The sequence below is a fragment of the Alteromonas sp. G4i13 genome, assembly GCF_054960505.1.
In genome coordinates, this window is the sequence record NZ_JBHNYX010000047.1 from 1 (window position 1) to 19,922 (window position 19,922).

Here is a 19,922-nt window from a genome sequence, read left to right on the forward strand (position 1 = left end):
CAGCGCCTTTTGGCGCTGTTTTTGTTTATATCAGTTTGAATAAAACTACTCTTTATTTTCTACAGGCCATCCGCCTAGCGCTTTATAGCGATTTACCATATAGCAAAATAGCTCCGTGGTCTTTTGGGCGTCATACAGCGCACTGTGCGCTTCACTTTGGTCAAATGCGATCCCCGCTGCACGGCATGCTTTTACCAAAACCGTTTGGCCTAAGGCCAATCCAGCAAGGCTGGTGGTGTCAAATGAAACAAACGGATGGAACGGCGTGCGTTTTATATTGCAGCGTTCTATCGCGGCATTGACGAAACTCTGATCGAACGTTGCATTGTGAGCAACAATAACTGAACGTTGGCAGTCTGCATTTTTTTGCGCCTTGCGGATGCCTTTACATAAGTCCTTCATGGCTTCGCTTTCTTCAATAGCCCCTCGCAATGCACAATTAGGATCGATGCCATTAAATTCTAAGGCTGCTGGCTCTAGGTTAGCGCCCTCAAAGGGGTCAATGTGATAATGAAAAGTTTGATCAGGATGAAGTATACCGTTTTCATCCATTTTCACCGTTACCGCGGCTAATTCTAACAGGGCGTCAGTGCCTGCATTAAATCCGGCTGTTTCAACGTCGATAACAACGGGAAAGTAACCTCGAAAGCGCTGGGAGAGAAGGGGCGGGTTGGCAGACATAAACACTCTTGTAAGACTCGATTGCGTTAATTGGTTGGTGACTAAAATGCGTACCAACCTGCGAAGCATATTGCGTAAAAGAATTATCGCAAGGATACTCTCGAGTTGCCAGTTGCAATTTATAAACTGTTAAATCAGGGGGCTAGCAAAAGTACAAAACGCGAATGGTATTAAACGCTAAACTTTTCTACAATTTGGACGATAATCAAATTAAGCGTGAAAAAATCATTAGGCACATTTCTTCTTTTTGTGTGAGCTAATTTGATTCATTATGTTCGGTAATTTGTGCACGTAGTGTTGTCTTTTACCTGTGTTAGTCTGATTTTCGTTATGGTGTCGAAATGGTGTCGAAATTAAAATACATCGCTTTATTGGGGATGCTGGGGTCATTGTCTTCCCACGCTGCCATGCGGCAATATTCTGCAACCATAGAAAGCTCCAACTGGCGAATAGACAAAGACACCCGACTTCAGTGTACCTTGAACCACGAACTACCCGGTTATGGCGAAGCCATGTTCACGAGCTCAGCGTCGAAGCAGCTTAATATGGAATTTGAACTGGACATGTATTTGCTGCCAAGCAAATTTGATATGGCTGCTGTTTATTCTGTACCACCTAAATGGATGCCAGGCGTTGCGCCTAAAACCATTGCCGACATGTCTATTCGTAAACAGTACAATGGCGACCTTCCGCAGGATGCGGCTTGGACTATGTTGTCTGAATTAGAAAAAGGCTTTTGGCCCACAATCTATTACCAAGACTGGTATAACAAATACGACCAAGTGAGTGTGGCATTAAACGCTAGCAATTTCTCTGGTGTGTATCGTGAATTTGTGAAGTGTGTATCGAACTTATTGCCCTTCGGCTTTGATGACATTGCCTACACGGTATTGTCGTATCAAAACAACAGTACAGAGCTAACCAAATATTCGCAGAAGCGCTTAACCATGATAGGTGAATACTTAAAAGAAGACAGCGAGCTTGAGCTTGTGCTTCTTGATGGTTACACCGATAGCTACGGCGGTCGCTATAATAATGAACAGTTGTCTATTCGACGTGCTAACGAAGTAAAAAGCTATTTGACGACGCTAGGTGTACCTGAAGATCGAATTCAGTTGACAGGCCACGGTGAGAAACGCCATATTGCGCCAAACGATACACGAGAAAGCCGCGCCCAAAACAGACGCGTGGTGGTGCGACTTTCAAAATCCTAGGCGCTAATTGTCGCGCCTACACTCGCTTTAAAATGCGTTAGTTTAATTTTTCTCGCCACCTTAATACCGGTACTAAATGATCGGTGAAAACACCGTCAGCACCTACCACCTTGTCTAAAACTTCCAAGACTTGTTCTGAACTCATACCTGCTGGTAGTGCATCATGTCGGTAGGTGTAGGGGTGGATTGTCAGGTTATTTTCGTGGGCGTAGGCAATCCATGCCGCGGCTTCTATTTTTCCCTGAGCCATCGCTTCATTATCGAGTAAATGGCCTAACCAAGGGCCTATGCCATCGGCATACAACGCAACCTGCTGCATGCCTTTCTGAGTGCGCAGCCAGTTATAATCTGTGTCGCTTTCGCCCCAGTCGTTTTCGCCAATCAGCATCACAACTTTGCCTTTATAGCCCAGGGTTTCACGAACGCGCTTAACTTCGTTAAAATCGAAGCATTGCAGGTAGCTATTACCGCTCTCTCCACCAAACCCGTAAGCATTTAAGGCATCTACAACGATTTTACTGGCATCAACGCCTTCTTTAATGTGAAAGGCAGGGGACTTTACTTCAGGATAAACCCCTACAGACGTTCCAAATTGGCGATTTAGCTCGCTGATTAGCTCAAAGTGTTCATTTAACGTGGCCACTTTAAAATTAGCATGCGTGCCGCGGTACCTATCTTTAAAAACTTGCTTCCCGCCACTGTTAGCGCGCTCGTGTACCCGCAGTTGTCGCAGTTCTTCAAGAGTAAAATCACGCGCGTAATAGCGGCCGTCATCGCGGTGGCGTGCAGGAAACACATCTTCTACATTGGTGACCGTTTCTAAGTGGATGTCGTGTAGCACAACGGGTATGTCGTCTTTGGTGATAACAACATCTTGCTCAATAAAATCAGGGCCCAGAGAAAAGGCGAGGGTAGCTGCTTCAAGGGTATGCTCAGGTAAATAGCCCGACGCGCCGCGATGGGCTATCACGGTAAAGTGCGTTTCAACATTTTCTTTTGTGTCAGCGTGTGTTTGCGCACTCTCGTTATTTGCAGCCATGGCCGAAAACGCACTGCCAGCAGCAACTGCACCGGTAAAAGCGATAAACAACGCTGGCAGAATAGCGGCCAGTTTTGCTTTTGGCTGACTGCGCAAGCCTATATTGTGCGCTGCTCGAGGCTTCCGACTTATCGCTGTTCTAGCTTGGCTTTTGTTTTTATCATTTTGCGAAATTAATAAGCGGTTACGTAGCATGTCATATCACTCCATGTGGTTTTTATCGTTTTTTCCAGAGCCGCACGTTTTTAAGTTGATAGTTTGGCGACTTAAGCGTTCAAATCGCTTTGACTACGCTGGCTGCATCTTCAGTTCTTGTTTTTGAGCCATTTCATAGCGAAATGGATTTATTTTGTATGAGTTCTATTGCATACCCATCGGGGTCGCGAACAAAAGCAATAACTGTGGAACCGCCTTTTACTGGCCCCGGTTTACGATATACATCAGCGCCGTTTGTTTCTAAGTTTTCACAAAACTGATAGATATCATCGACCTCAATCGCAATATGACCATACGCGTTACCTTTATCGTAGGTGTTGTCGCCCCAGTTATAGGTAAGCTCTAAAACGGTACTCTCGGTTTCATCGCCATATCCCACGAAAGCTAGTGTGTATTCATACTCTTTGTTTTCAGACTGGCGAAGAAGGCGCATGCCCATGAGTGAGGTATAAAAGTGAAGAGAGGCCTCTAAGTTTTCAACTCGAAGCATGGTGTGAAGCATTCGCATAAGAGATTCCTTTTTTGAGCCATCGGAATTACTCGATGGCACACTGCACTGTGATTGCGTGTTGGCCGTAACTTTTTGTACACATAAATACGATGAGTACTTTATTTGAGTAAACGCAAACAACACGCTTTTATGTTAATTAGGAAATGTTAACGCTTTAAGACAATATTACAATTCTAGTTAACCGTACTATACCTGCGGTAACACGCCGCGATTACGAACATTTTAAGTCTCGCTGAGTGGGTAATTATCTATGCGGACTGGTATTAATAGCCCCATAGGCCGATATTATCAATTTTAAGACGGCGAGGTTGGCTCAATAGGTAAACCACCATGTTGCCTAAGTCTTCATTTTGAATCAGGCCATCGTCCACTTTCTCTGTTTTTGTTTTCTGCGACTGTATCAGTGCAGGGTTTAGGGAATGAACGTGAATGCCGTAGGGGCGAACTTCTTCTTGCAACGCTTTTCCAAGCCCCACCATTGCAAATTTTGATGCACAGTAAACGCCCGCATTGGCATAGCCGTTCAATGCCGCTTGAGAAGCGATATTGATAATGTAGCCTTCCTTGTTGTTAATCATGTGAGGCACGACCTCTTTACACATGAGAAAGGTCCCTTTTACGTTAGTATCCATTACTTCGTCCCACGCTTTCTCTGAGGTTTCCCAAATAAGGGTCTCTTTACCAAAGCCACTGTTATTAATTAGGACGTGTAGCTCGCCAAATGTATCTTTGACCTTTCTAACAAAACTGGCAACATCAGCGCTTTTCGATACATCACAAACTTGGCCAATGACATTACCTGGGAATAGGGCGTCGAACTGCTCTACAGTCTGCATGACCGCAGTTTCAGTGCGCCCACAAATGGCCACGTTCATTCCTGCTTCTAGTAGAAATTGAGCGAGAGTTTTACCTAGCCCTTTTCCGCCTCCAGTAACAATGGCTGTTTTACCTTCTAACGCATACGTGTCTGTCATAATTTAAACCTATAGCAAAAAAGCAAGGTTAACCTAGCTTTCAAGTGCCTTGAACAAACATACGTATTCAGCTTCGCCAAAAAAATTGTAAAAAAGTTGTGTTTTGGTTAAAAAACAAACTGAAAACTAGTGGACATTGCTTGCAATTACCTGTACCTTTCGCATCGCTCTAGATATGTTATTTGCTTTACCTAATACTGCGCTGTACCTCTTTTTTAAATCCTTCAAATTGAAGTTTTATATAGATATACAACTGCTTTACTAGCTTGGAGATGTCTATAGCTATTCGGTGGTTTTCCACCATCACATCAATTTTTTTAAAAGGTTTTTATTATGTCTAATTCTGTAAACGGTACAGTTAAGTGGTTCAACGAAGAAAAAGGTTTTGGTTTCATCACTCCTGAAGCTGGCGGCAAAGACGTATTCGTACACTTCCGTTCAATTGCTTCTGACGGTTTCAAAACGTTGAAAGAAGGCCAAGAAGTTAGCTTCGAAGTTGAACAAGGCCAAAAAGGTCCTCAAGCTGCTAACGTAGTAGTTCGATAAGACCTCTATGCTTATCTAAGGTCATTTCTCTTTTCTGAAGTGACCTCAAAAAAGTGGGCTCTTTCTGAAACGCTATGTTCACGCTAGAGCCTAATTATCGTTTTTCGATTTCTTTACCCAACCTGCGAGGAATTCAAAACAAACAACATTAATAAAGAAGTATTTACTATGCAATTTCAAGATTCTATCTCTACCTTTAATAGCGCCATGTCAGGTGCGTTAATCTCAAATATCTCCATAAATAAAACAACCGTTGCTTTTAAACATGCGAATACGTATCGGCATGTAGAGCTGCCATCAAGGCAAGAGGCGAAGCGATTTGTTGCCCAGCTTATTCAAGCGCAATAAAGCCTGAGTATTTCGGACGAGGTATATTTACCAATCCACATAGATCATTGCCTACTCAGAAGGCGCTGGCAAGTTTGCTAGCGGAGCGTGGGAATGCAGAATGGGTATTAGCAGAGGCGAGGGTAAGCAGAGCACTGGTAAGCATTGGCCAGCACGAGATGCACTGACCAATGTTTGATGATTACTAACGTGTAACTACTGTTTAGCTTTTAAGTCAACGTCCGAATCGGCTAACAAGTATATACTTGCTGCGTAGGCTGCAATGTTTTGCGCAAGCTCATCGGGATCAATTTTATCTAAGGTATCATCTGGCGTATGGTGAAGATCAAAGTAATCTCTACCGTTTTGATTTAACCTAATCGTTGGTACGCCTTTCGCTGCTAGCGGAATAATGTCAGGGCCGCCGCCAGCAATGTCAGAACCGCCACGCACTATGCCTAGCGGTGATAAAATCTTCGCGATTTCATCGACTAGCACAGTCGCTTCGGGATTCACATTTGACACTACTTGCCAGATAGTTTGCGCACCAAAGTCAGACTCTGTGGCCAGAACGTGATTTTCAAGGTTCTTTTCGTGTTGTTTAGCGTAAGCAAAGGCACCTAATAAGCCCACTTCCTCAGCGCCAAACATGACCACACGAATGGTGCGTTTTGGGCGCTCTGGTAAAGAAGCAATTAACGCAGCCGCTGCCGTGGTAATAGCAACGCCTGCGCCGTCATCAACTGCACCCGTTCCTAAATCCCAGCTGTCTAGGTGGCCGCCAATAAGGATAATTTCTTCGGGCTTCTCACTGCCCACTAAATCCAGTATTACGTTGCCGCTGTTTACTTCGCCTTTCCATTTCGATTCAGAGTGAAGCGACAATGACAGCGGTTTACCTAAGTTATGTAAACGTCGTAAATGGTCTGCGTCAGGGTTTGAGATAGCGACTACGGGGATATCTGCCCAATTATCGCCGTCTGAGCTCATCATGCCTGAGTGAGGAAAACGATGAGAGTCAGATCCTACTGAGCGCACGACCAGCGCTTCAGCGCCGCCGTGTTGAGCATGTTGCCAACCAATTCGGCGACGTTGGTTCGCTTGACCATAGCCTGCACCTGTTTGGCTTTTTACCATGGCGTCGCCGTCTACAAATGCAATTTTGCCTTTAAGGGCACCATCTTTAACTGCGGTTAGCGCGTGAATATCTCTGAAATAAACGATGTCTGCATTGATCTCGCTTTCAGAAGGCGCTGCGCCGCCAAGGGCTGTGCCGTAAAGCGGTTGGGCATAAGGCGCCGTGAGTGAAATGTGTAGGTGGCCTCTATCCCAAAATGGCATAGTGAATTCTTCTATGCTGACTTTATCAAAACCTAGACGCTCTCCTACCACCACGCCCCAATCTCTAGCTCGCTTTTCTGCTTCAGAGCCGCCCAGGCGAGGGCCAATCTCAGTGGTTAGTGATTCAACAATGCTATAGCCTAAATCACTTTTCAGGGCTTTTTGAATTAATGCTTCCGCATTTTTCTTTTGCTCGTCAGTAATGGGGGAAGTTTCTGCAAAAACACCAAAACTGCATGCACTTACTAATGCACCAAACGCTAGCCTTCTAGCGATAGTATTCAATCGAGACATGTGTTCTCCATGGATTTATTTTTATATTTCTTTTTTTATTTGCGCGAGCAAAACTCTAACCCATCCATCATAGCCAATTTGGTAGTCCCTTTCGAGGCAAACCACAAGCGTAAGTCGTGTGTTAGTCGCAAAATTTCTTTTAAGAGAAAATAAATGGAGAATAAAAAAGGAGCCTAAGGCTCCTTTCTGAAAGTTTCTATTTACGCTTCTTCTTAAGCGCCAACTTTTGCTTTTTCTCTTGTTCTTTCAGTACTTCGTTAATAAAACTCTTTCTGCCGAACTCACGTGTGATAACACACTTGTTTAAGTCGAAACCGCGGGCAGGGCAGTATTCTCTGCCATATAGGATGATTTGCAGATGCAAATCGTTCCACCTTTCTTTTGGGAACAAGCGTTTTGCGTCACGCTCTGTCTGCTCAACGCTCTTTCCGTTCGACAAACCCCAGCGATACATTAATCGGTGGATATGAGTATCTACGGGAAAAGCAGGAATGCCAAAGCCTTGAGACATAACCACCGCGGCAGTCTTGTGACCCACTGCGGGCATGGCTTCCAGCGCTTCAAAGTTTGCAGGCACTTCACCGTTGTGCTGCTTGATGATCATGTCAGACAAATGCCAAATGCCTTTGGACTTCATGGGAGATAAACCACAAGGGCGAATAATGTCTTGAATTTCTTCAATACTCATCAATACCATGTCGTACGGATTATCTGCCCGAGCAAAGAGCTTTGGCGTAATTTGGTTAACGCGCTCGTCTGTACATTGCGCCGATAGGAGAACCGCAATGAGTAACGTATATGGGTCTTTATGATCTAAAAAGATAGGAATTTCCGGATAAAGGTCATCCAGTATTCGCATGATTTCTTTTACTTTTTCCTGCTTAGAAAGCGGCTTGGCCGGCTTAACTACATCATTCATTTCTAAATACTTTTTTGTTTTTGATTTTTAGCGTTTAGCTTTCAGCTGTAACGCGTACCCGTTCAGCCTTCACTGCAGGCGATGTTTGCTTAGCGGCTAACTTTGCATCAATACTGTTTTTGATAGCAATGAGAAGACCCATACCTAAAAAGGCACCAGGCGGCAGTATCGCAAGCAAAAACGGATTTTCAGTGTTGAAAAGCGTTATGGTCCAGTTCTCAGCAATTGAGCCAAACAGTCTGTCTGCACCTGCTAGCAATGTACCTGCACCCAATATCTCACGCATACCACCTAAAATGACCAGCACTGCGGTAAAACCCAGTCCCATCATGAATCCGTCGTAGGCAGAGGCGAGCGGCCCGTTTTTCGACGCAAAGGCTTCTGCGCGGCCTATGATGGCGCAGTTAGTTACAATCAGCGGAATGAAAATACCTAGCGCTAAGTAAAGGTCATAGGTGTATGCATTCATTAATAGCTGAACAATGGTAACGAACGCAGCAATGATCATAACAAAAACGGGAATGCGGATTTCGTTTCTTACCACATTACGAACGAGTGAAACGGTAACGTTACTCCCAATGAGTACCAACATGGTAGCAAGGCCTAACCCGAGACCATTGATAAACGTCGCGGTAACGGCCAATAGCGGGCACAAACCTAACAGTTGTACCAGCGCAGGATTGTTCTTCCAAAGCCCTTGTAAAGACAGGTCGCGAAAATCAGTCACGTTATAGCTCCTCTACACTATGAGGTTGAGCCTCATTCACGTTAATCGCATCAATTGTTTCAACGGAATCTGTAATTGCGCAGGTGTTAGGAGCGTTGAAAAGTGCAGATTGGTTGGCCTGTGCATAAAGCAAGGCTTCGCGTACTGCTCTTACTACTGCTCTCGGCGTGATGGTAGCGCCAGTGAACTGATCGAACTCACCACCGTCCTTTTTGACCTGCCAAGGCGCCAAATTGTCGGGTGAAAAAGGCTTGTCACTGAACGCCGTTATCCAATTGCTAACGGCAAGCTCTATTTTATCGCCAAGCCCAGGGGTTTCTTTGTGTTCGATAACGCGCACGCCAAGCACCCTCATACTGATTCTATTAGTGTTGGGCGCAGAAATATCGGACGCATTCTCGTCTTGCTCAGATGACTTCTGAGGTGTTGAGTCAAGCTCGGCCAACTCCGAGAGCGCTAACGCGGTGATATTGAGATTTTCGCTCTCACCGTCGAGCGAGTCAGTACTCGAGCCGCCTTGTGTGTTTCCACCAACGTGTGCATCCACTTTTACACCAACAACGATATCGATATCTCCACTGTATCCGTCTGGAGCAGTGGCTTCTAATACTAATGCGCTAGGTTGGCCATTTAACGTCGCACGATATATTTTGTGGGCTTTTTTGTTGCCAAGTTCAGGTGCATTGACCTCTGTGCAGTTGGCGTAAAGGGCATTGTCGTGGAATTCGCTAGGCACGACTTCATTAAGTACGCTTAGCAGTTTTTGCTGCTTTTGTTGCTCAATTTTATCTTGGGTGCCAAAAAATGTGAGTGCTATTAATGCTGTGGTAACAACGGCAAACGCACCTAACATAAGGCCGTTTTTGGCCAGGCTTTCTTTCATCATTAGTGTTTACCTCGACCTTTAACGTTTTTGCCGTACACGCGAGGACGGGTATAGTAATCAATCAAAGGCACCGCCATATTCATAATAATAACCGCAAACGCTACGGCATCAGGGTAACCACCAAAGGTACGGATTATTACCACCCAAAAGCCAATCGCTGCACCAAATATAATGCGGCCTCTTGGTGTTGTTGATGCTGAAACCGGGTCGGTGGCGATAAAGAAGGCGCCTACCATTACTGCACCGTTAAACAGGTGAAATAGCGGTGAAGCGTAGTAATCGGCGTTTGCTAAATGAAGCAGTGATGCACAAACAAACACGCTTAGCAGCATACCTCCCGGGATATGCCAGCTGATAACGCGAGTCTTCCAAAGGTAGAGGCCACCAAGTAAATACGCAAGACTCACCATTCCCCACCCTGCACCAGCAGCTTCGAATACCCCGCTATCGAAGATTGGCTTCGTTAATGACTCTGAGTATGTTACGCCTTGCGTTAGGTCGGTTTTCAATGTGTCTAACGGTGTAGCCATGGTTACACCATCGGCAATGGTTTTGAGTTGAGTGACATCGTATCCGCTAGTAGTAAAACCAGTAAATATGAGTGATACCGAATCAAAGAAACTTGGCGTAATGCCAGCGTGAGTCGCAGGAGGCAGCCATAGGCTCATAGCCGCAGGGAATGAAATAAGCAGCACCACATACGCTATCATGGCAGGGTTGAAAATATTAAAGCCAAGCCCGCCGTAAACCTGTTTAGCCACCGCAATAGCGAAGAAAACACCCGTTACCGTCATCCACCAAGGTAGGGTAGGAGGAATACTAATTGCGATGAGTAAGCCGGTTAATACTGCGCTGTAATCTGTTAATGTGCGCTCGATGGGGCGATTTCTTAAAAATAAAATCACGCCTTCAATGACCAGTGCACTCACTACTGCAATGATGGCTTGAATGAGCATTCCCCAGCCAAAAAAGAAGGATTGTGCAATCATGCCAGGGAGCATGGCATAAATAACCATGCGCATGACTTGGGCAGTATCGCGTTTAACCCGTTGGTGTGGTGAACTCGATAAACTTAACTTCATTATGATTCTTTCTCTTGTTCAGCTGCTGCTTTTTTAGCTTTAGCCTTTGCTACTGCAGCTGCAATGCGCGCTTTCTTTTCATCTTGTGCCGTCGGTTGAGAAGGCGCTTGCGTGCTTGTTGCTTGACCTACACGGCTAGAAGATTCGCTCTGCTCATGTGCTTTACTACTTTCCTGTTCAGCAGTATTTGATGAGGTCGCTAAATTGCCATTACTGTCTTGAGCAAGTTTCTTTGCTTTGGCCTTTGCCACTGCGGCAGCAATGCGCGCCTTTTTCTCGTCAGCTTCATTTGTCGAGGCAGCGTGGTTAGCATCAGTTTGCTCGCTTCCTTGATGTTCTTCCTGCTTAGCCGCTTTTTTGGCTTTCGCTTTCGCCACCGCAGCAGCAATGCGCGCTTTTTTTTCATCCGCTTCGCTCAAGTTGTTAGCAGGATCTGATGCGCTATCACTCTGAGCACTACTGTTTTGATCGCTGACGCTTTGAAAACTGGCTTCTTCTGGCGAGTTAACGTCTTGATTCTCAATACCAGCCTCGCCATCAGGGCTAGATGCTTGCGTTTTTTGCGAAGCGGCCTTTTTAGCTTTCGCTTTCGCTACCGCCGCTGCGATCCTAGCCTGCTTTTCATCTAGCTGTTCTTTGGAGTGACTGTCTGGTTGCTCATCTAATTGAGTTGGCGCACCTTGCCCTGAAACTGAGTTATCAGGCTGCCCGTCTTCACTATTTTTAGCAGCTTTTTGCGCTTTAGCTTTAGCGATTGCCGCGGCAATACGCGCTTTTTTCTGCGCTTCAGCGTTTAGCTCTGAATTAGCTTCAGTATCGGAAAGTTCAGTTTGCTTTTCGCCTAGAGAGCCCGCAGGTTTTTCTGCTGAAGACGCCTCAGACTGGCTGGATTGCGCGGCTTTTTTTGCTTTTGCTCTAGCGATAGCGGCAGCAACTTTAGCTTTTTTCTCATCTTCTGGTGATGATGACTGGTTACTTGGCTGTTCTGTGGTTGATGGTTCGACAGCGCTTTCATCTTGCGTTTCGTTTTGAGCTTGCGCGGCCTTTTTCGCTTTTGCTCTGGCGATTGCTGCAGCAACCTTTGCCTTTTTATCATCTTCTGGCGATGACGCTTGCTCAACTTGCTTATCCGCGCTTTCAAGTTGAGCTTCATTCTGGGCTTGTGCGGCTTTTTTCGCCTTAGCTCTGGCAATAGCTGCTGCTACCTGTGCTTTTTTATCGTCTGCCGCAGTGCTTGGTTCGTTGGTATTTGTTGTATTACTTTCATCCTTTGCGTTGGCCTGCATAGCCGCTTTCTTTGCTTTCGCACGCGCAAGCGCCGCCGCTACTTTGTCCTTGGCCTCAGTTGCGCCAGCATCAACAGCGCTATTCGCATTATCGGCTACAGCATTGTCTTCTTTGGCTTTGTTGGCGGCTAATCGTGCTTCTTTTGCTTTTCTATGTTTTTCTTCGCGCTCAAGTTTTTCGCGCTCTAAACGTTCTTTACGTGCTTCAAAACGCTGTTTAGCTTTCTCGGCCTTGTTCTTTTCATCACGTTGAATGCGTATTTCGGATTTAGCCTGGCGGTAGTAATGCACGAGTGGGATTTCACTGGGGCAAACGTAAGCACATGCGCCGCACTCTATACAGTCGAAAAGGTCGTATTCTTCGGCTTTATCGTATTCTTTTGCTTTGGCGTGCCAAAACATTTGTTGGGGGAGCAACGACGCAGGGCATGCGTCGGCGCATGCGCTACAGCGAATACAGGGGCGCTCTGCATTGTCGTCTACCAGCTCTTTTTTTGCAGGAACCAGCAAACAGTTTGTGGTTTTAACCACGGGGATCGTAGCGTCTGATAAGGTAAAGCCCATCATAGGCCCGCCCATAATCACTTTAGGTACTTTCTGTTTTTTCGGGTTGTAGCTTGCTTCATCCAATAGATGAGAGACGGGCGTACCCAACAACGCTCTAAAATTGCTTGGTGATTCAACGGCTTCACCAGTTACGGTAACAACCCGTTCAATCAGCGGTTTGCCGTGTAAAATAGCATCTGCAATGGCATAGCAGGTACCAACGTTGAACATCATCACGCCTACGTCGGCAGGCAATCCATTTCTTGGAACTTCTCGGCCAGTCAGTACCTGAATCAGCTGTTTTTCGCCGCCGGCAGGGTATTTAGTCTCAACGCTAACAACGCGATAGTCTTTCTTATCCTGACAGGCAATATTAAGTGCTTCGAAAGCCTCGGGCTTGTTGTCTTCAACCGCAACTACAATGGCCTTCGGCCCAATAAGGTGAGTAAGAATGTCTAGACCCTGGCGTATTTGCCAGGCGTGCTCGCGCATCAATCGATCATCGGAAGTAATGTAAGGCTCGCACTCAATCCCATTTAAAATAAGAAACTCAACAGGTTTAGACGTTGAGGTTTTTATATGGGTAGGGAAGCCGGCACCACCCATTCCTGAAATTCCCGCTTGGCAAATAGCTTCTATAAGCTTGTTCTTATCTATGTCGCTATAATTTGCTATTGGAGATAGGTCGCACCATGTGTCTTTACCGTCAGGACGTATCGAAATACACATTTCTGTTAGGCCGCTAGGATGCGCTACAACATGCGGAGCAATCGCAACAACCTCGCCCGAGGTTGGCGCATGAACTGGCACAGAAAAAGGCGATGAGCTTTGCGAAAGAATTTGGCCTTTCAATACGCTATCGCCAACTTCTACGCAGCAGATACCGTCTGAGCCAATGTGCTGCCTTAAAGGAACAATCAATAATTCGGGTAACGACGGTTTCTTTATTACTGATGTATTAGATAGAGATTTCTTATCGTCGGGATGTACGCCACCTGGAAATGAGTACATCTTTCCCGCTTCAAGGGTTTCTATAATTGAATCAAAACTTGGATACATCACAATTACGACACCATTTTGATGGGGATATCACCTTTAGGCGATGATTCAAAATCCCACTTCCATGTAGAAGTTGTTTGAGCAATTGGCACCATGTCGATACAGTCGACAGGGCAGGGATCTACACATAGGTCACACCCTGTACATTCATCAGTAATAACCGTGTGCATGTGTTTGGCGGCACCTAAAATGGCGTCGACAGGGCAGGCCTGAATACATTTGGTACAGCCGATACATTCGTCTTCGCGTATAAACGCCACTTTTTTAACGTCTTCTTCGCCATGAGCTGCATCAAGGGGTTTAGGTTCAACTCCCATCAAGTCTGCGAGCTTTTTAATCGTTGCCTCGCCACCAGGTGGGCACTTATTAATATCATCACCTTCAGCAATTGCCTCAGCATAAGGCTTGCAGCCCGGATATCCGCATTGGCCACACTGAGTTTGTGGTAGTACGGCATCTATTTGCTCAACAAGCGGGTCGCCCTCAACTTTAAAGCGGATGCTCGCGTAGCCCAGAACTAAGCCAAAAATAAGCGCAAGGACGCCAATGGCAACAACGGCGAATATAATAGCGGTAGATATCGTCATTACACTTTCACCAGTCCACTAAAGCCCATAAATGCTAGGGACATGAGACCAGCGGTTATCATAGCGATTGAGGCACCTTTAAAAGATACAGGTACATCAGCAGCAGCTAAACGCTCACGCATGGCCGCAAATAACACCAGTACAAGAGAGAACCCCACAGCAGCGCCGAAACCATAAATAAGACTCTGCATGAAATTATGCTGTTCGGTAAGGTTTAATAGCGCTACACCAAGCACTGCACAGTTGGTTGTGATAAGAGGAAGGAAAATACCTAACAATCTATATAAGGTAGGGCTGGTTTTGTGCACGACCATTTCTGTGAACTGAACCACCACCGCGATAACAAGAATAAAAGCAAGCGTTCTAAGGTAACCGATGCCCAGTGGAGCAAGTAAATAGGTTTCCACTAGGTAGCTCGATGCAGAGGCAAGGGTGAGTACAAATGTGGTGGCCATAGACATGCCCATGGCAGTTTCAAGTTTGCCAGACACACCCATAAACGGGCATAAGCCGAGAAACTTAACCAACACAAAATTGTTAACCAGTACTGTACCAATCAATAGCAGTAAAAATTCAGTCATGAATAACGCAATTCCTTCGAGGAATTTTGACGGACAATGCCCGCGAATTAAAAAGAAAAACAGATTAGGTCTATTATCCCTTTTTAGAACGGGTTTAACAACTTGATTGAATTAGGGTTATTTAATGTCTAAACGCGTTGTTTTAGGAATTAAAATAGAATGAAGTGGGTGAGGCGATTAAGAGCCAACTAAGTGGCTCCCCCTCCCCGACTCGAACGGGGGACCTGCGGATTAACAGTCCGTCGCTCTAACCAACTGAGCTAAGGGGGAATCGACACCTAAGTTGTTTGCTGAAGTTGGCTCCCCCTCCCCGACTCGAACGGGGGACCTGCGGATTAACAGTCCGTCGCTCTAACCAACTGAGCTAAGGGGGACCTGTGCTTCAACGGAGGCGAATATTAAAGACGTACTTAGGAACTGTCAACAACATAAATGAAATATTTGTGCTGACTGCGCAAAAAATAGCTTTTTACGGCTTTTATGTTCATTTTGTCGTCAATGCTGAGAAAATGATGGTTAATAACTGCACATTATTCCCTCATTGCTTATGAACAAGAGGTTGTTTTAGTAATTGATAGTTTTACCCATCTCGTTTTCTTATATATCTCACTAAAGTTAAAGGGTATAACTAAATAGAATAAAAAAGCGCTTCCATACTGGTATTATGTACAGGCTTTAATAAATCTGTAACCTGTACCTGAGGATTAAAAGGTTAGTCACCACTTACGTGCTGAGAAATTAATCGAGCACGAAATCCCGCCGAATATGGTCTGGCGTTAGTTATCCACTAAATCTGTGGATAACTATGTTGATAGCTTAGAATCGCTGTAGTTATTTACGAGATCGCGTACGTATTGATCTAATGAGGTTATGGCGTTTTTGAGTGGATAATCTTTTTAATACAGGGGTTTAGGGTGTTTTTTTTGATCTTGTTTCTCGATCGGAATAGATCGGTTGAACAAAAAGTAGCTTGTGTGTTAATTCAACGAATGCCTAAATGCTATTCAATGAAATCCATCTTAATTCTCAATACCTTACATTTTGTTAACATTTTTGTGTGTCTTTTAAACGCTCTATTTGGATAGCTAGATGCGCCCGAGACGTTTTGCCTGCATATTAAAAGTGAAACAGGATAGAAATTAAACTGTAATGAACACATACGCACGTGTTTTGATTTATTTTTACAAAAAACTCGTAGTTTTGTGGCGTAGCCAGCGAAATGGGTCATCGCACGTACTTTTGTCAAAAACATCGCTTTTCATACAACCCTCTTATGCTTTGTTTTGTTTGTCGAATACGCATAGCTAAATAGTGTTCACTCTTTTACACTAACGCGCAATTGATGAGGGGATTTTAGTTTGCCGGAGCTCAAGTGATAAAAAGTAACGCTAAACAACGTACTTCCGACTTATTGGAAGGAGATATAGGTACTACGTTAAAGCGTATGACTATTCCCATGATACTGGGAATGGTAATGATGATGAGCTTTGGACTTATCGATACCTTTTTTGTGAGCTTGTTGGGCACCGACCCTTTAGCCGCTATTAGTTTTACCTTTCCCGTTACTTTTACCGTAATAAGCCTAAACATAGGTTTAGGTATTGGTACCTCTGCAATTATAGGCAAGTTACAGGGCAGTAAAGAAATAACCAAGTCTCAACATTATGCGACGGGTTCATTAATGCTGTCCGTTTTGCTTGTGGGTGCACTAGCTGCAATTGGCTTTTTCACCATAGAGCCTGTGTTTAAGTTGCTTAATGCAACAGACAATCTCATGCCGTACATATCTGACTATATGGGGCTATGGTACTTGTCGAGCATCTTTCTTGCTATGCCGATGGTTGGCAATAGTGTGCTGCGAGCGTGTGGCGATACCCGCACACCCAGTATTGTTATGGCGGCAGGCGGCGGATTAAACGCGTTGCTTGATCCTATTTTCATTTTCGGACTTGGGCCCATTCCGGCAATGGGAATAAAAGGTGCGGCACTCGCTACCTTTATAGCGTGGATAGTTGGTGCATTATGGATTCTTTATATTTTAGCCGTTCGTCGAAAGTTGATGTTGCCTCGACTGCTGACACTTGCCGAGTTGCGTGATAGCAGCCGTGAAATTCTCAAAATAGGACTACCTGCGGCGGGTGCAAATATGCTTACCCCCGTTGCCGGTGGTGTGATGACAGCTGTAGTTGCTGGTTACGGCGCCGAAGCGGTTGCAGCGTGGGGAGTGGGAAATAGAATGGAGTCTATTGCAAGTATTGTTGTGCTAGCACTTTCCATGACACTGCCTCCATTTATCAGTCAAAACGTTGGGGCAGGCCAAGTAGAACGGGTAAAAACGGCATATTCGCTTACATTGAAATTTGTTCTGGTTTGGCAGTTCGCTATTTTTCTTGTCATGTGGGGACTATCTAGCTGGATAGCCGTCGCCTTTGCTAATGAAGCAGAGGTAAGCGTACTAATACAGCTGTTTCTTATGATTGTACCGCTGGGTTATGGCATGCAAGGCATTATCATTCTGACTAACTCATCGTTGAATGCCATGCATCGCCCAATGACGGCATTAACGTTAAGTGTCATCCGCTTATTTGTTTTCTTCGTACCTATCAGCGTTGCGGGTAGTTTTCTATTTGAACTGAAAGGGTTATTTGCAGGAACGGTCATTGCCAATATTGCAATGGCGTGTGTTTCATTTGTTGTTTTCAAACGTGCGATTACTCAGTTTGAATCAGATAAAGAAATGTCTGAGCACAGCTAATACCAGAGCGGTTATTTAAGATTGTGCGTTTTTAATGTTGAGTAGTTTGACCGCAAGCAAGATGTTAAGCAGTAAGCTAAAGAAAAGGTTAAGTAAATGAGTAGAGGGTTTGAGCTTCATTCTAAATACAAGCCAGCAGGCGACCAGCCAAAAGCAATAGAAGCTTTGGTGGATGGCCTAGAAAGTGGCTTGGCCGGCCAAACACTGCTTGGTGTTACGGGGTCGGGTAAAACCTTTACCATGGCTAATGTCATTAAAGAAGTGCAGAGACCAACGCTTATTCTTGCACACAACAAAACATTAGCGGCTCAGCTTTACGGTGAGATGAAAGAATTCTTCCCGAATAACGCCGTAGAGTACTTCGTTTCATATTATGATTATTATCAGCCAGAAGCCTACGTTCCAAGTACAGATACCTTTATTGAGAAAGACGCGTCAATTAATGATCATATTGAACAAATGCGACTGTCCGCCACTAAAGCGTTGATGGAGCGCAGAGACGTGGTCATTGTAGCGAGTGTGTCGGCTATTTACGGTTTGGGGGACCCTGAATCCTACATGAAGATGCTATTGCACCTTCGCCAGGGCGACACCATGGACCAGCGTGACATTTTACGTCGCCTTGCAGAACTGCAGTACAAGCGTAACGATTTAGCGTTTGAAAGGGGTACGTTCCGTGTGCGTGGCGATGTTATAGATATTTTCCCTGCGGACTCTGAAAAGCAAGCCGTAAGGGTCGAGCTTTTTGACGATGAGATAGATAAAATTAGTCTGTTCGACCCACTAACCGGGGCTGTCGATAAGTCAGTTATTCGAGCAACGGTTTTTCCTAAAACGCACTATGTAACCCCTCGAGAGAAAATCCTCAATGCTATTGAGCATATCAAGGAAGAACTTGGCGATCGCAAAAAGCAACTTCAAGAGGCGAATAAGCTGATTGAAGAGCAGCGTATTTCACAGCGTACCCAGTTCGATATCGAAATGATGATGGAGCTTGGCTATTGTTCTGGGATCGAGAATTACTCTCGCTATCTTTCAGGAAGAGCACCGGGCGAACCACCTCCAACCTTATTGGACTATTTTCCAGCAGATGGCCTAATGTTTATCGATGAGTCTCACGTAACTGTCTCTCAAGTAGGGGCAATGTATCGAGGGGATCGCTCTAGAAAAGAGACCTTGGTGGAGTTTGGTTTCAGGCTGCCGTCGGCGTTGGACAATCGTCCGCTTAAGTTTGAAGAGTTTGAACAGATTTGCCCCCAAACCATCTATGTTTCTGCGACACCAGGCGATTATGAATTAAAGAAAACTGACGGTGAGATAGTAGAGCAGGTTGTGCGTCCAACGGGTCTGCTAGACCCTGTTATTGAAGTACGTCCTGTAGCCACTCAAGTTGATGATGTCTTGTCTGAAATTCAAAAGCGGGTAGAGCTTGACGAACGTGTGCTTATTACTACCTTAACCAAGCGTATGGCTGAAGATTTAAGCGAGTATTTAAATGAGCACGGCGTTAAAGTTCGTTATCTGCATTCGGATATCGATACCGTAGAGCGAATTGAAATAATCCGAGACTTGCGACTGGGTAAATTCGACGTGTTGGTAGGTATTAACCTTTTACGTGAAGGTTTAGATATGCCGGAAGTGTCACTGGTGGCGATTTTAGATGCCGATAAAGAAGGCTTTTTGCGAGCCGAGCGTTCATTAATTCAGACTATTGGTAGAGCCGCGCGTCACGTGAATGGTAAAGCTATTTTGTACGCTGACAGTATTACCAAGTCGATGAAAAAAGCGATGGACGAGACTGAACGCCGTCGTGAGAAGCAAATAGCGCATAATGATGCAAATGGTATAACGCCGATGCGACTTAACAAGCCTATTACCGATATTATGGACTTAGGCGACAGCGCGCACCCTGCGTCTGGAAAAGTCAGACTGCGCAAAGTTGAAGAGAAGAAGAAGCAACAGAAAACAGCAAGTGCTACTGAATTAATGGACCAAATCACGGAGCTTGAAAAGCAGATGTTTGAATATGCGCGTGAGCTTGAGTTTGAAAAAGCAGCATCATTGCGTGACGATATTGAAGCACTTCGAAAGCAAGTTGTTACACTCTCTTAAAAATGACGATGTGTCCCGCTAGCTGAGGCTGTATGTGGGTTCTTTCCGTATAAAACCGGATAACTCACTACAGCACTTTTCCTTTTGATGTAAGAAAATCCCCCTTTTTTCCTGTGGACAATACGACTTGACGTCAGTTTTTGGGTAGCACAAAACTCAAATTTTTAATAAAAAATGAGATGAAAAGCCGCAAAATGTCGTTGTAATAGCACAATTAGTTGAATATAGTTCTAAGTTGA

Annotated in this window: 17 protein-coding genes and 2 tRNA genes; 5 read left to right on the plus strand and 14 right to left on the minus strand. The window is 45.0% G+C overall.

The genetic code is table 11. The annotated features are described in order from the left end of the window. Positions 1 to 45: 45 nt before the first annotated feature. Complete coding sequence (rnt, locus tag ACFI6J_RS18035) at positions 46 to 681, minus strand: ribonuclease T (protein WP_014948771.1); 636 nt, start codon at positions 679 to 681, stop codon at positions 46 to 48. Positions 682 to 1,022: 341 nt separating this feature from the next. On the opposite strand from rnt, the gene ACFI6J_RS18040 reads away from it, so the two are divergent. Then, positions 1,023 to 1,895 (plus strand): flagellar protein MotY, encoded by an 873-nt coding sequence (locus ACFI6J_RS18040; protein WP_014975986.1) that lies wholly within the window; start codon positions 1,023 to 1,025, stop codon positions 1,893 to 1,895. A gap of 37 nt (positions 1,896 to 1,932) precedes the next feature. Here the strand turns inward: ACFI6J_RS18040 and glpQ are convergent, their stop codons facing one another. The 3 genes from glpQ to ACFI6J_RS18055 all read right to left on the minus strand — a co-directional run bounded on the left by glpQ (position 1,933) and on the right by ACFI6J_RS18055 (position 4,635). Continuing rightward, entirely contained in the window at positions 1,933 to 3,129 is a 1,197-nt protein-coding gene (glpQ, locus tag ACFI6J_RS18045) for a glycerophosphodiester phosphodiesterase (RefSeq protein WP_462586312.1), read from the minus strand. 133 nt (positions 3,130 to 3,262) lie between these two features. Then, entirely contained in the window at positions 3,263 to 3,658 is a 396-nt protein-coding gene (gene gloA, locus ACFI6J_RS18050; protein ID WP_014948774.1) for a lactoylglutathione lyase, read from the minus strand. Between the two features lie 266 nt (positions 3,659 to 3,924). Further along, entirely contained in the window at positions 3,925 to 4,635 is a 711-nt protein-coding gene (locus ACFI6J_RS18055; protein ID WP_458733580.1) for an SDR family oxidoreductase, read from the minus strand. A gap of 333 nt (positions 4,636 to 4,968) precedes the next feature. Here ACFI6J_RS18055 and cspE point away from each other — a divergent pair, with 333 nt between their 5' ends. Together cspE and ACFI6J_RS18065 are read left to right on the plus strand one after the other, a co-directional pair. After that, positions 4,969 to 5,181, plus strand: a complete 213-nt coding sequence (gene cspE / locus ACFI6J_RS18060) for a transcription antiterminator/RNA stability regulator CspE (RefSeq protein WP_014948776.1) — start codon at positions 4,969 to 4,971, stop codon at positions 5,179 to 5,181. 168 nt (positions 5,182 to 5,349) lie between these two features. After that, the gene (locus tag ACFI6J_RS18065; RefSeq protein ID WP_039233139.1) at positions 5,350 to 5,529 is read left to right on the plus strand and encodes a hypothetical protein; all 180 of its coding nucleotides are present in this window, start codon (positions 5,350 to 5,352) and stop codon (positions 5,527 to 5,529) included. 195 nt (positions 5,530 to 5,724) lie between these two features. On the opposite strand, the gene ACFI6J_RS18070 is transcribed toward ACFI6J_RS18065, so the two are convergent. The 10 genes from ACFI6J_RS18070 to ACFI6J_RS18115 form a co-directional block, all read right to left on the minus strand. Next, entirely contained in the window at positions 5,725 to 7,143 is a 1,419-nt protein-coding gene (locus ACFI6J_RS18070; RefSeq protein WP_462586313.1) for a M20/M25/M40 family metallo-hydrolase, read from the minus strand. A 196-nt stretch (positions 7,144 to 7,339) separates the two neighbouring features. After that, entirely contained in the window at positions 7,340 to 8,062 is a 723-nt protein-coding gene (locus ACFI6J_RS18075) for an endonuclease III domain-containing protein (protein ID WP_014975990.1), read from the minus strand. A 34-nt stretch (positions 8,063 to 8,096) separates the two neighbouring features. Beyond that, positions 8,097 to 8,789: an electron transport complex subunit E gene (locus tag ACFI6J_RS18080; RefSeq protein WP_039233136.1), complete on the minus strand. Its 693-nt coding sequence runs from the start codon at positions 8,787 to 8,789 to the stop codon at positions 8,097 to 8,099. Position 8,790: 1 nt separating this feature from the next. Beyond that, positions 8,791 to 9,675 (minus strand): RnfABCDGE type electron transport complex subunit G, encoded by an 885-nt coding sequence (locus ACFI6J_RS18085; RefSeq protein ID WP_110287748.1) that lies wholly within the window; start codon positions 9,673 to 9,675, stop codon positions 8,791 to 8,793. Next, a complete protein-coding gene (gene rsxD, locus ACFI6J_RS18090; protein WP_342340478.1) occupies positions 9,675 to 10,757 on the minus strand; it encodes an electron transport complex subunit RsxD in 1,083 nt (360 codons plus the stop codon). Before rsxD ends, ACFI6J_RS18085 begins: the two co-directional genes overlap by 1 nt. After that, positions 10,757 to 13,648: an electron transport complex subunit RsxC gene (gene rsxC, locus ACFI6J_RS18095; protein WP_342340512.1), complete on the minus strand. Its 2,892-nt coding sequence runs from the start codon at positions 13,646 to 13,648 to the stop codon at positions 10,757 to 10,759. The genes rsxD and rsxC overlap by 1 nt, the downstream gene beginning before the upstream one ends. Positions 13,649 to 13,653: 5 nt before the next feature. Beyond that, entirely contained in the window at positions 13,654 to 14,235 is a 582-nt protein-coding gene (rsxB, locus tag ACFI6J_RS18100) for an electron transport complex subunit RsxB (RefSeq protein ID WP_014975992.1), read from the minus strand. Continuing rightward, positions 14,235 to 14,816: an electron transport complex subunit RsxA gene (gene rsxA / locus ACFI6J_RS18105; RefSeq protein ID WP_014975993.1), complete on the minus strand. Its 582-nt coding sequence runs from the start codon at positions 14,814 to 14,816 to the stop codon at positions 14,235 to 14,237. Before rsxA ends, rsxB begins: the two co-directional genes overlap by 1 nt. A gap of 193 nt (positions 14,817 to 15,009) precedes the next feature. Continuing rightward, positions 15,010 to 15,086, minus strand: a tRNA-Asn gene (locus ACFI6J_RS18110). Between the two features lie 27 nt (positions 15,087 to 15,113). Next, positions 15,114 to 15,190 (minus strand) — tRNA-Asn (locus ACFI6J_RS18115). 998 nt (positions 15,191 to 16,188) lie between these two features. Here ACFI6J_RS18115 and ACFI6J_RS18120 point away from each other — a divergent pair. Further along, a complete protein-coding gene (locus ACFI6J_RS18120) occupies positions 16,189 to 17,571 on the plus strand; it encodes an MATE family efflux transporter (RefSeq protein ID WP_377955873.1) in 1,383 nt (460 codons plus the stop codon). A gap of 96 nt (positions 17,572 to 17,667) precedes the next feature. After that, positions 17,668 to 19,683 (plus strand): excinuclease ABC subunit UvrB, encoded by a 2,016-nt coding sequence (uvrB, locus tag ACFI6J_RS18125; protein WP_462586314.1) that lies wholly within the window; start codon positions 17,668 to 17,670, stop codon positions 19,681 to 19,683. Positions 19,684 to 19,922 lie beyond the last annotated feature (239 nt).

What these genes read in the sequence shown, in the direction of transcription:
- ACFI6J_RS18070 (WP_462586313.1), bottom strand. Translation starts at nt 7,143, where the DNA reads ATGTCTCGATTGAATACTATCGCTAGAAGGCTAGCGTTTGGTGCATTA.
- cspE (WP_014948776.1), top strand. Translation starts at nt 4,969, where the DNA reads ATGTCTAATTCTGTAAACGGTACAGTTAAGTGGTTCAACGAAGAAAAA.
- uvrB (WP_462586314.1), top strand. Translation starts at nt 17,668, where the DNA reads ATGAGTAGAGGGTTTGAGCTTCATTCTAAATACAAGCCAGCAGGCGAC.
- ACFI6J_RS18085 (WP_110287748.1), bottom strand. Translation starts at nt 9,675, where the DNA reads ATGATGAAAGAAAGCCTGGCCAAAAACGGCCTTATGTTAGGTGCGTTT.
- ACFI6J_RS18040 (WP_014975986.1), top strand. Translation starts at nt 1,023, where the DNA reads ATGGTGTCGAAATTAAAATACATCGCTTTATTGGGGATGCTGGGGTCA.
- gloA (WP_014948774.1), bottom strand. Translation starts at nt 3,658, where the DNA reads ATGCGAATGCTTCACACCATGCTTCGAGTTGAAAACTTAGAGGCCTCT.
- ACFI6J_RS18055 (WP_458733580.1), bottom strand. Translation starts at nt 4,635, where the DNA reads ATGACAGACACGTATGCGTTAGAAGGTAAAACAGCCATTGTTACTGGA.
- rsxA (WP_014975993.1), bottom strand. Translation starts at nt 14,816, where the DNA reads ATGACTGAATTTTTACTGCTATTGATTGGTACAGTACTGGTTAACAAT.
- ACFI6J_RS18065 (WP_039233139.1), top strand. Translation starts at nt 5,350, where the DNA reads ATGCAATTTCAAGATTCTATCTCTACCTTTAATAGCGCCATGTCAGGT.
- glpQ (WP_462586312.1), bottom strand. Translation starts at nt 3,129, where the DNA reads ATGCTACGTAACCGCTTATTAATTTCGCAAAATGATAAAAACAAAAGC.
- rsxB (WP_014975992.1), bottom strand. Translation starts at nt 14,235, where the DNA reads ATGACGATATCTACCGCTATTATATTCGCCGTTGTTGCCATTGGCGTC.
- rsxC (WP_342340512.1), bottom strand. Translation starts at nt 13,648, where the DNA reads ATGTATCCAAGTTTTGATTCAATTATAGAAACCCTTGAAGCGGGAAAG.
- rnt (WP_014948771.1), bottom strand. Translation starts at nt 681, where the DNA reads ATGTCTGCCAACCCGCCCCTTCTCTCCCAGCGCTTTCGAGGTTACTTT.
- ACFI6J_RS18075 (WP_014975990.1), bottom strand. Translation starts at nt 8,062, where the DNA reads ATGAATGATGTAGTTAAGCCGGCCAAGCCGCTTTCTAAGCAGGAAAAA.
- rsxD (WP_342340478.1), bottom strand. Translation starts at nt 10,757, where the DNA reads ATGAAGTTAAGTTTATCGAGTTCACCACACCAACGGGTTAAACGCGAT.